This window comes from Fusobacterium sp. FSA-380-WT-3A (genome assembly GCF_012843705.1).
In the GTDB taxonomy this organism is placed as follows: Bacteria; Fusobacteriota; Fusobacteriia; order Fusobacteriales; family Fusobacteriaceae; genus Fusobacterium_B.
The window spans coordinates 66,689-78,985 of record NZ_JABAFQ010000003.1; the positions used below are offsets into that span (position 1 = coordinate 66,689).

Annotated in this window: 10 protein-coding genes; 1 reads left to right on the forward strand and 9 read right to left on the reverse strand. The window is 25.1% G+C overall.

Annotated elements, in window-relative coordinates; all coding sequences use genetic code 11:
* Nucleotides 1-13: 13 nt before the first annotated feature.
* The 5 genes from HF862_RS03475 to bioB all read right to left on the reverse strand — a co-directional run bounded on the left by HF862_RS03475 (nt 14) and on the right by bioB (nt 6,306).
* Complete coding sequence (locus HF862_RS03475) at nt 14-796, reverse strand: XdhC family protein (RefSeq protein ID WP_170186540.1); 783 nt, start codon at nt 794-796, stop codon at nt 14-16.
* A gap of 15 nt (nt 797-811) precedes the next feature.
* Nucleotides 812-1,618, reverse strand: a complete 807-nt coding sequence (gene yqeB / locus HF862_RS03480) for a selenium-dependent molybdenum cofactor biosynthesis protein YqeB (RefSeq protein WP_170186541.1) — start codon at nt 1,616-1,618, stop codon at nt 812-814.
* A 132-nt stretch (nt 1,619-1,750) separates the two neighbouring features.
* A complete protein-coding gene (gene glmS / locus HF862_RS03485) occupies nt 1,751-3,577 on the reverse strand; it encodes a glutamine--fructose-6-phosphate transaminase (isomerizing) (RefSeq protein ID WP_170186542.1) in 1,827 nt (608 codons plus the stop codon).
* 621 nt (nt 3,578-4,198) lie between these two features.
* Nucleotides 4,199-5,293: an alanine--glyoxylate aminotransferase family protein gene (locus HF862_RS03490; protein WP_170186543.1), complete on the reverse strand. Its 1,095-nt coding sequence runs from the start codon at nt 5,291-5,293 to the stop codon at nt 4,199-4,201.
* A gap of 44 nt (nt 5,294-5,337) precedes the next feature.
* On the reverse strand, nt 5,338-6,306 hold the full coding sequence (gene bioB / locus HF862_RS03495) for a biotin synthase BioB (protein WP_170186544.1): 969 nt from the start codon (nt 6,304-6,306) through the stop codon (nt 5,338-5,340).
* A gap of 162 nt (nt 6,307-6,468) precedes the next feature.
* On the opposite strand from bioB, the gene HF862_RS03500 reads away from it, so the two are divergent.
* On the forward strand, nt 6,469-6,852 hold the full coding sequence (locus HF862_RS03500) for a thioesterase family protein (protein ID WP_170186545.1): 384 nt from the start codon (nt 6,469-6,471) through the stop codon (nt 6,850-6,852).
* A gap of 68 nt (nt 6,853-6,920) precedes the next feature.
* On the opposite strand, the gene HF862_RS03505 is transcribed toward HF862_RS03500, so the two are convergent.
* The 4 genes from HF862_RS03505 to HF862_RS03520 are packed head-to-tail and all read right to left on the reverse strand — an operon-like array spanning nt 6,921 to nt 12,296.
* The gene (locus HF862_RS03505) at nt 6,921-7,970 is read right to left on the reverse strand and encodes a GDP-mannose 4,6-dehydratase (RefSeq protein WP_170186546.1); all 1,050 of its coding nucleotides are present in this window, start codon (nt 7,968-7,970) and stop codon (nt 6,921-6,923) included.
* A gap of 9 nt (nt 7,971-7,979) precedes the next feature.
* Nucleotides 7,980-9,203, reverse strand: a complete 1,224-nt coding sequence (locus HF862_RS03510) for a nucleotide sugar dehydrogenase (RefSeq protein ID WP_170186547.1) — start codon at nt 9,201-9,203, stop codon at nt 7,980-7,982.
* Between the two features lie 22 nt (nt 9,204-9,225).
* Complete coding sequence (locus tag HF862_RS03515; RefSeq protein ID WP_170186548.1) at nt 9,226-10,695, reverse strand: glycosyltransferase family 39 protein; 1,470 nt, start codon at nt 10,693-10,695, stop codon at nt 9,226-9,228.
* A complete protein-coding gene (locus HF862_RS03520; RefSeq protein WP_240934771.1) occupies nt 10,680-12,296 on the reverse strand; it encodes a glycosyltransferase family 39 protein in 1,617 nt (538 codons plus the stop codon). Before HF862_RS03520 ends, HF862_RS03515 begins: the two co-directional genes overlap by 16 nt.
* Nucleotide 12,297 lies beyond the last annotated feature (1 nt).

Genomic DNA, 12,297 nt, shown 5'->3' on the forward strand with positions numbered 1-12,297 from the left:
AGTCCCTTATTTTTTATCTATCTTTCATATGAATTATTTTTTCTTTTCCATTTTTTACTGATAAAATCTCAGATAAAATATCCACAGCAATTTCGTAAGGAGTTCCATCTGATAAGTTTAAACCTATTGGAGAAAAAAATCTATCTTCAGGTATTTCATAACCATCTTTTATAAGATTATCTCTCATCTCTTGAACTTTTTTTCTACTTCCAATTACTCCTAAATATCTAAACTCTTTTTTTAATATTTTTTTTACTGCAACTAAATCAGACTTATGACCTTTTGTTACAACTACATAATAAGTTTCACTATTTTCTGGAAGATTATTCAATAGATTTTCAAAGTCTCCAACTATCACATTTTCTCCATTTTCAAAATCCTCTCTATCATCTAAAATAATTGTTTCAAAGGTAGATTCTTTTAAAAGTCCATATAATTTTTTCCCAACATGTCCAGCTCCAACTATAACTATTCTTTCACTTGGTTTTAAAAACTTTATAAATCCTTTTATTCTTCCACCACAAGTCATACCAATAGTATTTTTTCCATCTTGAGTTAAATCAAAATCAAAAATTTTATTTTCACCTTTTTCTATACACTCTCTTGATAACTCTATAGCTTTATACTCTGCCATTCCTCCACCAATAGTTCCTATTGTTTTATCTTTTGTAACTCCCATTATAGCCCCAGATTTTCTTGGAGTAGCTCCAAAAGATTCCACCAAAGTTACAAGAGCACATTTTTCTCCTTTTTTTACATTATCATAAAGATTTTTTAATATATCAATTTCAGTCATTTTTATATCTCCTATCTAAAATATATTTTCATCTCTCTCTTTTAATCTCATTATAATTCCATGTAAAACAGCCCCACCTAAAGTTCTAGCTTTATCAGAAATAGTGAAACAATTTTCTCTCTCCTCTTCTCTAGGGTCAATATCACCTATTTTCATTTTCTCTTTTACATAATAACCATCTCTTATTAATCCTCTTAAAACTCCAGAAATAGTTCCATAAACAGGTTCTCTATCAACATAGCCTAAAATTTCTCTAGCTTCTACTTTGTCTCCAATTTTTTTTACTCCTCTAAAAATTCCCTCTTGAGGAGAATAAATAACTCTCTCTTTAGCAATTCCTTTTATCTCTCCTGGAATCCCTGTATTTTTTAAAGCTTCTCCCTCTCTGATAATTCTTCCTAATTTATGCCCTCTCATAGTTTCAATAACTATATCTACATCTTCCCCAGCTACAAATCCTGGTCCTAATCCTATTGTTATTGGAGCCATCTCTTTATTCGTTCCAAGATTTTTTTTAGCAATTATACAATCAACCAATATATGTGGTTTTATTTTTTCTATTATTCTACATTCCTCATCAATCATTATAGGAACAATATTTTTTTCCCAAGCTTTGTATATTTCATCTTCATTTTCAACTTTTTTACAAATTATATTTTCAACCTCTGTTTCCCCATCATAAATTGCTTCTGAAAAAGCAACAGTTCTTCTTATGGCACTTGGTTTTTCTATTTCTAAAATTAAAACTTCAAATCCTGAAGTGTGAAGAACTTCTACAACTCCTGTGGCTAAATCTCCACCACCTCTAACTACAACTTTCATTTTATACCCACCTTTTTTATTTTATTTTTTATTATACCATAAAAAAGTTTTCTATTGTATTTTATAAAAAATTTAAAAATAAAAAAAGGGTATTACTATTTTTGTAACACCCTTTAAATATCAAATTTATTTTTATTCAACAGTAACAGATTTTGCTAAATTTCTTGGTTTATCAACATCTAATCCCTTATGAACTGCTGTATAATAAGCTAATAATTGTAGTGGAACTACTGATAATACAGGAGTTAATAACATTCCATTATCATTTACTATTACAACTTCATCAGAAACATCTCTAACTTCTTTATGAGTATCTTTTGTAACAGAAATTACATAAGCTCCTCTTGCTCTAACCTCCTTGATATTAGAAGCAACTTTTTCAACCATAGAATCTTGTGTAGAAACTACAACAACCATAGTTCCCTCTTCAATAAGAGCTATTGGCCCATGTTTTAATTCTCCAGCAGGAAAAGCCTCTGTATGAATGTAACTTATCTCTTTCATTTTTAGAGAGCCCTCTTTTGCTATTTTATCATCAATTCCTCTTCCTAAATAAAATCCTCTATCTTTTTTATAAATCTTTTTAGCTATATTAGAAATTCTTTCCTTTTGAAGAAGAATATTTCCAACATTTTCAGGTAATTTATAAACATCATCTAAATATTTTTGTAGTTCCTCTTCTGTTATTTTTTTATTTCTATAAGCAAGATATAGAGAAATTAAATACATTGTAACAACTTGTGTTGTATAAGCTTTTGTAGAAGCTACTGAAATTTCTACTCCAGCTAACGTATAAATTACAACATCTGCCTCTCTTGAAATAGTAGAACCAAGTACATTGGTTATAGCTATTGTTGTAGCTCCTTTACTTTTGGCAAGTTTTAAAGCCATTAATGTATCTAAAGTTTCTCCAGATTGACTTAAAAATATGACTAAACTTTTTTCATCAAGGAATGGGTCATTGTATCTAAATTCAGAAGCTATATCAACATTCGTTCTTAATCCATTTATTTTTTTAAAGAAAAATTCCCCTTGAAGTCCAGCATGATAAGCTGTCCCACAAGCTATAATATGTATTTCATTAAATTTATTAAAATCTATATTGTCAAAAGCTCTTCCAAAATTTATATGTCCCTCTACATCAATATAAGCTGATAAAGTTTTTTCTATCATTTGAGGTTGTTCTTCAATCTCTTTTAACATAAAATGTGGATAACCATTTTTTGTAGCTTGGTCCATATCCCACTCTATTTTTGTAATTTTTTTATCTATAATATTTTTATTTTCATCTAAAACTGTAACTTTATCTTCTTCTATAAGAGCTACTTCTCCATTATCTAAGAAAATCACATCTCTAGTATATTTTAAAATTGCTGGTACATCAGAAGCTATAAATTTTTTATTTTCTCCAATTCCTATAATTAATGGACTTTCTTTTCTAGCACAAATAATTTTATTAGGATAATCCTTATGAATAATTCCTAGTGCATAACTTCCTCTAATTCTTTCTTTTACTTTAAACATAGTTTCAATTAAATTACCTGTATAAAGTTCAGAAAAAAGTTGTGATACAACTTCAGTATCTGTATCAGAATTAAAAATATATCCTTTTTTTATAAGTTCATCTTTTAATATAGAATAATTTTCTATAATTCCATTGTGAACAACAGCAACTTTTCCATCATTACTACAATGAGGATGAGCATTTCTATCTGTTGGATTTCCATGAGTAGCCCATCTTGTATGTCCAATTCCTACATTAGAAAAAATATCTTTTTCTTTTAATGAATTTACAAGATTTTCTAATTTTCCACTTTTCTTTTCTAAAAATATCTCTCCATTTTCTACAACAGCAATTCCAGCTGAATCATAACCTCTATACTCCAATTTACTAAGTCCATCTAAGATTATTTCAACAGCCTTCTCATCATTTCCTACATATCCTACAATTCCACACATAAAAAAATCCTCCTTAATATAAATTTTTGTACACAAAAAAATACTTTAGGAGAATATTGTGGTTATCCTTTTGTCCTACAAATCACTTTGTAGTTTTGTAGATAACGGTTACAACTACCTCTGAGACATCCGCCGAATTTTCGATAATCTCAGTCCTCGTCAACTATAAAAATAGTTCTGGCGCTTCTATTTACATTTTCTCCTCAAGATTTTTAACAATGTTTTTTTTATTATATCAATTTTTTATTGGTATTTCAATAAAAAAGAAATTTTAGTCTAAAAAACAACTAAAATTAATAAATAATTTTTATTCACATACTAAAAATTTTTACCACTTTTTTATAAAAATATAATTAAGAATTGATTTTTATAAAAAAAGTTGTTGTAATTTTTTTATTCTTGATAAAAAATAAAATTTTCGTAATTGAAAAATACTTTCGTAATTTATGAAATGAGCTGAACGCTAAAAAATGACACTGTTTGAACGAAGTGAGTTTGTCATTTTTAGTGAAGCGAATAAAATAAATAGAAAATATTTTTATGGAGATAAATTTTATTTTATAACAAAAAATTTCACAACAACCTATTTTATTTTTTTATTTTTATAGAAATATTCTATTTTTATTTTAAAATATCTTTGATAGCTTCAACTACTCTATCAATATATTCTAACTTAGCTCCCTCTCCCATATGTCCTATTCTTAAAATATATTTTTCATATTCTCCATATGAGCTGGCTATCATTATTTTATATTCATCTTTTAATTTTTTTATAAATTCTTTTGTAGTATATCCTTCTGGTACATAAAAAGCTGTCACTGTTGAAGCATAATCATTTTCTAAATAAAGTTTTAAACCTAATTTTTCTATATTTTCTCTACAATATTTAGAAACTTCTTTATGTCTTTTTACAACTTTTTCTATTCCCTCATCTAAAAGATTATCTATAGCTTTATCTAATCCCATTATATCACTAGCTGGCATTGTATATGGAAAAAGTCTTTCTTCAACACAATTTTCCCAATAAGATAAATTACAATAAAAAGAGTTTATTGGAGTTTTTCTATTTTTTATAATTTTCCAAGCTTCATCACTTACTGATAAAATTGTTAATCCTGGTGGTGCTGAAAAAACTTTTTGAGAACCACCTAAAGCAATATCAACTCCCCAATCTTTAACATTAAAAAATTCTCCACCAATAGCAGCTACTGTGTCTACTACTGTTAATATTCCTTTAGATTTTAACAATTTACAAATATTTTCTACATCATTTAAAACTCCTGTAGGAGTATCACAATGTACAACAGTAGCAAATTTAAAATTACTATCTTTCTCTAAAAATTCTTTTAATTTTTCAATATCAATCCCACATTTTGTATCTCCAAGAAATTTTACAACCTCTCCACCATATGGTGTAATAAGTCCTTCAAATCCCTCTCCAAAAAGTCCATTGGCTATAACAAGAACTCTATCTCCTTTTTCTGTAAGTGAAGCACAAGCAGCATCTAATCCTACCATTCCTTCTCCACTCATTATAACTATATTTTTCTTTTCACTTCCAAATACTTTTGAAAATTTTTCTCTCAATTCATCATAAAAAATAAAAAACTCTTCATCAATATCTGGATTTCCGAAAAATTTACTTCTAGCTTCTAAGACATTTTCTCTAACAATAGTTGGTCCTGGTGTCATCATTAAATAATTTGGTTTATACATCTTTCCTCCTAAAGTTCAAAATTTTTCTTATTATAGCATATTTTTTATGATTCCCAAATCTTTTTTAAATTTTTTATAAATTTAAAATCATCTTCTACACTTCTTCCTTTTATTGTTAAATATCCACCAATCATAAGTCCATTGGCTCCAGCTAAAAAAGCACTTCCCATAAAATCTTTTAAGATACTCTCCCTTCCAGCTACAACTTTTATATTTTTATCTTTAAGAATAAGTCTGTATATAGCAATAGTTTTTAAAATTTCATCAACACTTAAAATTTCTCTATCTCCATGTGGAGTTCCTTTAATTGGATTTAAAATATTAAGAGGAATAGCATCAACCCCTAATTCTTTACAAGTAAATGCCATATCTATTCTATCTTCCCAAGTTTCTCCCATTCCAATTATTCCACCACAACAAACTTTCATTCCAACTTTTTGAGCTGCTTTAATTGTTTCTACTCTATCTAAAACATTATGAGTTGTGGCAACTATATCTTTATATGCTTTTATAGAAGTTTGTAAATTTGAGTGAAATCTTACAACTCCTGCTTCTTTTAAAGTTTTTAATTCATCTTCATTTAAAAGTCCTATTGAACAACAAATTTCAATATTTTCTTTAGACATATCTTCAGCAAATTTTTTTATTGTTTCATAATCTTTTGTCCCTTTTTGTATTCCTTTACCACTTGTCACAATAGCAAATCTATCACTATTATGAGCAATAGCCTCTTTACATTCATTTTCTAAAACTTCTAAATCTTTTAATGGATAAGTTTCTATACAAGTATTATATTTTTCTGACTGAGCACAAAATTTACAATCTTCTGAGCATTTTCCAGATTTTGCATTTGTTATTGTACAAGTTTCTATTTTATTTCCACAATATTTTTCTCTTACTTCATTGGCTACATTAAATAATTCTAAAAGTTTACTTCCTTTTAATTGACATAACTCCAAAGCTTCTTCTTTTGTAATCTCTTCATCTATATATTTTCTAATATTTAATTCCATAGAACACCTCTTAATTATTTTTTTATATGATATATTATTTGAAAAAAATAGTAAACCAATTTTATTTTAAAAGTTAACATTTAGAAAAATAAATTTTTTTATTTATTTTTTTAGAAAATATATGTATAATATTTTATATTGATTTTATTTTGGAGGTTTTTTATGAAAGACGGTTTAAAAGAAGGAATGAAACTTACTCATACTAAAATAGTTGGTTCTGAGGAAACAGCAGCAAAAATAGCTTCTGGTACTTTAGAAGTTTATGGCACTCCATATTTAGTAGCTTTTATGGAAAAAACTTCTCTTGATATTGTTGCTCCTTTCTTAGATGAAAATGAATCAACTGTTGGGATTGCAATGAACATGAAACATTTAAGAGCTAACAAAGTTGGAGATGAAATCTCTTGCGAATCTACTCTTGTAAAAATAGAGGGAAGAAAGTTAACTTTTGAAGTTAAAGCAATGTATAAAGATATTGTTATCGGTGAAGGTGTACACGAAAGATTTGTTATTGATGTAAATAAGTTTCTTTCTAAATTAAATTAATAAAAATAAATAAGCTATTGCAAATTTTGTTATTAACAATTTCATAAAATGCAATAGCTTTTATTTTCCTATATTTTTTTATACCAATTTATAAAATTTTTAATTCCATCTTTAAAAGTTGTTTGAGGATTATATTTTATCATCTCTTTAGCTTTTGAAATGTCAGCAAAAGTCCTATCTACATCCCCACTCTGTTTTGGCATCTCCCTTACTTTTGCTTTTTTATTTAATGTTTCCTCTATTGTAGAAATCATCTCTTTTAATGAAACAGTATTTGAATTTCCAAGATTTAATATTTCATAAACTCCTTTATTTTTATCAAGGTAATCAATAGATTTCTTTATTCCTTGTACTATATCTTTTACATAGGTATAATCTCTTGAGCTACTTCCATCACCAAACATCTCTATCTCTTCATCATTTATTATTTTCTTTGTAAATTTATGGATTGCTAAATCTGGTCTTTGTCTTTCTCCATAAACAGTAAAAAATCTTAATTGAATCATATTAACACCATAAAGATGAGAATAAACATGTCCCAAAATTTCTCCAGATTTTTTAGTAGCAGCATAAGGAGAGATTGGAAAATCTACTATATCTTTTTCAGAAAAAGGTACTTTTTTATTATTTCCATAAACAGATGAGGAAGAAGCTTGAATAAATTTTTTTATTTGAAATTTTTTACAATTTTCTAAAAGGTTTAAAAATCCTTTTATGTTTACATCTTCATATTCCATTGGTTGTAATAGTGACGGTCTTACACCAGCAAGTCCAGCTAAGTTTATAATAATTTCTGGCTTTTCAACAGAAAAAATATTCTCTACTATTTTTTCATCTCTAATATCTCCATAATATAATTTATAATCTTCGTTATTTATCTCTTGAGAAACTTTTTTAATAATCTCATCTTTTGATAAATTATAATTTTCTATATTAATTTTTTTAAAATCGTCCAATCTATTTAAACTTTCAAAAATATTTCTTATTTTAATTTTATAAGAATAAAATTCATGAAAATTATCAAGATTTATTATTTTATAATTTTCTTTTAACAACTCTTCACAAAGATGAGAACCAATAAATCCAGCTCCCCCTGTTATTAATATAGTTTTTTTCATTTTTTCTCCTTAATCTCTTTTAAAAATATCTCTTGTATATACTTTATCTCTTACATCATCAAGTACTGAATCATATCTATTAGCCAAAATACTTCCACTTAATTTTTTAAATTCTTCTAAATCATTTACAATTTTATTGCCAAAAAATGTATCTTCATCTTTTAAAGTTGGCTCATAAATAATAACAGAAACTCCTTTATCTTTAATCCTTTTTATTATTCCTTGAATACTACTCTGTCTAAAATTATCACTATTACTTTTCATTGTTAAACGATAGATTCCAACTGTTGAATTTTCTATATTTTCAAACTCTAAATTTTCTAATACACGATTTGCTATAAAATCTTTACGAGTATGATTAGATTTTACAATAGCTCCTATGATATCTTGGGGAATTTCATCATAATTAGCTAAAAGTTGTTTTGTATCTTTTGGTAAACAATAGCCACCATATCCAAAAGATGGATTATTATAATATGTCCCTATTCTTGGGTCTAAACAAACTCCATCTATAATATCTTTTGTATTCAAATTTTTCATCTCTGCATATGTATCAAGCTCATTAAAATATCCAATTCTTAAAGCTAAATATGTATTTGAAAAAAGTTTTACAGCTTCAGCTTCTGTAAATCCCATAAATAAAGTTTCAATATCTTTTTTTATAGCTCCCTCTTCCAATAATTTTGCAAAAAGATGGGCTTTTTCAGTTAAAAATTCATCACCTTTATCAGTTGAAACTATTATTCTTGAGGGATACAAATTATCATACAAAGCTTTTGATTCTCTTAAAAATTCTGGACTAAAAATTATATTTTTACTATTATATTTTTTTCTGATTGATTCAGTATATCCAACAGGAATTGTAGATTTTATAACTATAATTCCTTTATTATTAACTTTCAATATTTCTTCTATAACTTTTTCTACTGTAGAAGTATCAAAATAATTTGTTTTTACATCATAATTTGTTGGAACAGCCACAATTATAAAATCAGCATTCCTATAAGAATTTTCACTATCTAAAACTCCTTGTAAATTTAATTTGTGATTTGCTAAGTATTCTTCTATATAATCATCTTGAATAGGAGATATTTTATTATTTATCATTTTAATTTTTTCTTCATCTACATCTAAAGCTGTAACTTTATTATGTTGAGCTAATAATATCGCTATTGATAATCCAACATATCCTGTTCCAACCACTGTTATATTCAAAGAATTTTTATTTTCCATACCCTAAACTTCCTTTCTAATCCTAAAATTCAAAGATAAAATATTTTTTATTTTTATAAATAATATTTAGATTTTTATCTTTTAAATCATCTATATATTTTGTTTTAGATATAAATATTTTTTTATCTATTGAAATATTTTCGCCAAAATTATCTGTTATTATAATCTCTTTATTTATTACATCTTTTAAATTTACAATATCTTCAAATCTATAAGATATAATTTGATTCCTTGCATCTTTATTTATTATTTTTATAGGATATTTCAATGTATAATTTTTATTGTAAAACTCTATATTAAAGTTGATAAATACAAAAATTATAAACAGAGAAATTGGAGTTATTAATAATCTTTTATAAAAATTTTTCTCCTTATTAAAAATCAAATTAAAAGGAATAGAAAAAATTGATAAAACTTCCATTACTATTAATAAAATCTTTCCAATTTTTTTATCTCTCAATTTCATAATAAAACTTAATAACAATAAAATTGCTCCTGGAGATATTGGTAAAAGATATATTTCTAATTTTCCACTTGCAATGGAAAGTAAAACTATAACCACTATTGTCCAAACAAAACCTATTTTTTCTAAAATATCCCATTTATTATAAGATTTTATATTTTTTAAATAATAAACTATTGAAAATAATATTGTAATTCCATAGGGATATAATATAGCTGGTAATTTTTTTATATAATAATAAAAAGGTCTTACATGAGCTTTTGATTTTACAATTCTTCCTACTGTTTCCTGTCCAAATAAAAGATTTACATACTCTTTTCCCTCTGGATAAGTAAAAAGTTTTCCTATCCATATTCCTAAAAAACACAATATTAAAAGAATTCCTCTAAAAAATTTTATCTTTTTTAAAAATCCTATATTTTTTTCAAACATAAGAAAAACCAGTATAATTCCTACAGGAATTCCAAATCCTGCTGGTCCTTTTGTAAAGATAGCCAAAAATATAAATATATATATTGCAAAAATATTTATATTATTAAATTCAATTTTTCCATAATATAAATTAAAGAAAAAATAAAGAGATAAAAATATAAAACAACTCATAAGCATATCCATTCTTATAAAAGCTGATGTCCCTATAAAAAATGGAATAGAAATTAAAAATATAGTAAATATAAAAGCTTCTCTTTCACTTTTAAATCTTTTTATAAATTTATAAAAATAAGTTGTTATAAAAAATGATGGAATAAGACTTCCTAATATTATTGTTCCCTGTATAAAAAAATCTTTCATATATTTTCTAGCTAAAAATAATATGAAAAAATATAAAGGTGGTTTATCTGGATACAGCTCTCCTAAATATTTTAAAATAAATAAATTTTTACTTTGAATCATATTATCAACTATAACAAAATATTTAATTTCATTTTTTATATCTGGAAAACGAAATATAGCTAAAGGAAAAAATACAAAAATATATACTCCTAAAAAAATTAGATAATTTTTATCTATTTTTAACTTTCTTTCCATAAAAGCTCCTTATTTTTTTCTAAAAAGTAAATTTCTATAACTTCGTTAACTTCATTAAAATATAATTCTTTCTTTAAAACAGTATAATTTTCTTTTACATCTTTTGGTAAATCAGAGAAAAATATTAATTTTTCTGGTAAGGATTCTATATTTTTATAATCTTCTATCTCTTTTCCAACTCTCCAAACATCCATAATTCCATAAGAGTCTGAATATATTTCCTCTTTATTAGAAGCTTTTACAAATTCTTTAATATTCTTTGCATTTATAAATTTTTGTTGTTTATCTACAAAGTTTTTAGAAATAAAACCACTTGTAACTGAATAAACTACCAAAAAGAAAATCCCACTTCCTACTGTAATATACTTTAAAAAATATTCCTTTTTATTTTTTAAATTTTTAAAAGAGAAATATATAAATGGTGCTAAAAAAATAATTAATAAAAAAGTATATTCTATTTGGAAATTTTTAGCTAAATATTGATTTACAAAAACAAATCCTAAAAGTCCACAAGATAATAATAAAATAAAACCATTTTGAATATTTAGAAGAAATTTATCTGATTTTTTTAATTTATCTAATGTTAAATTGTAATAATAATAGCAGATATTTCCAACTCCTATACTTGAAACCATAAATATTGGAATTCCATATCTTTTCTTTTTCATTTTTATTATTGAAATAAAAATTATCACTAAAATATTCCAGAAAAAAATTAACTTTGAAAAACTTTTATTTTCATTTCTCTCTTCACTCCATTTTTTTAAAAATAAACTTATAGAAAAGAATAACCATATTCCCATGTATAAAAAGTAATCTAAATAGTAAAAAAGACTTTTTTCATGAGAGTTCATCCAAGTATTTTCCTCTTTTTTAAGAACTGATAAAAAGAAATCTGGATATTTAAAATAAACTATGCTTGGCCAAATCAAAGCTAAAACAATTCCAACTAAAATAAAAATTATTATATTTTTTAAATTTTTCTTATACTCATTTAAACCAAAAATAAATATATGTGCCAATAAAAATGGGATAAAAAGTCCATAAATTCCAACAGGTCCTTTACTCATAATAGATAGGGCTAAAAATATTCCAGCAAATATAAACTCTTTTGTTTTTGATGATTTTAACCCTCTTACAAAAAAAGTTATACTTCCAAAAATAAGTACATAGGTAAACATATCCCATGTATTTTCATTTCCAACTTTTATTATCATAAAAGTTGTACTTGCTACAAAGCTTCCCAAAAAACTTAAAAATATATTTTCAGTAAAATTTTTTATAAAATAATAAACTAGAAATATAAAAATTATTCCCAATATTCCAACAGGTATCCTAAGAATCCATTGATTTGTAAAATTTTCTGTAAGTTTCATCATAATAGCTGTTAACCATGTTGGAAAAGGTGGTTTCTCAAATCTCAACATTCCATTTAATGTAGGAATTAAAAAATTATTATTTAAAACCATCTCTCTAGCTGTTATAAAATTTCTAGCTTCCATAAGTCCCACAGGTCTTATTCCTAAATTTATAAAAAAACTTATAAAAGATACAATTCCAAGCAAAGATAAATATATTTTTTCATTTTGTTTACTCAACATA

Coding starts and splice junctions, on each gene's coding strand:
- HF862_RS03475 (WP_170186540.1), bottom strand. CDS start 796: ATGACTGAAATTGATATATTAAAAAATCTTTATGATAATGTAAAAAAA.
- yqeB (WP_170186541.1), bottom strand. CDS start 1,618: ATGAAAGTTGTAGTTAGAGGTGGTGGAGATTTAGCCACAGGAGTTGTA.
- glmS (WP_170186542.1), bottom strand. CDS start 3,577: ATGTGTGGAATTGTAGGATATGTAGGAAATGATGAGAAGGCTGTTGAA.
- HF862_RS03490 (WP_170186543.1), bottom strand. CDS start 5,293: ATGTATAAACCAAATTATTTAATGATGACACCAGGACCAACTATTGTT.
- bioB (WP_170186544.1), bottom strand. CDS start 6,306: ATGGAATTAAATATTAGAAAATATATAGATGAAGAGATTACAAAAGAA.
- HF862_RS03500 (WP_170186545.1), top strand. CDS start 6,469: ATGAAAGACGGTTTAAAAGAAGGAATGAAACTTACTCATACTAAAATA.
- HF862_RS03505 (WP_170186546.1), bottom strand. CDS start 7,970: ATGAAAAAAACTATATTAATAACAGGGGGAGCTGGATTTATTGGTTCT.
- HF862_RS03510 (WP_170186547.1), bottom strand. CDS start 9,203: ATGGAAAATAAAAATTCTTTGAATATAACAGTGGTTGGAACAGGATAT.
- HF862_RS03515 (WP_170186548.1), bottom strand. CDS start 10,695: ATGGAAAGAAAGTTAAAAATAGATAAAAATTATCTAATTTTTTTAGGA.
- HF862_RS03520 (WP_240934771.1), bottom strand. CDS start 12,296: ATGTTGAGTAAACAAAATGAAAAAATATATTTATCTTTGCTTGGAATT.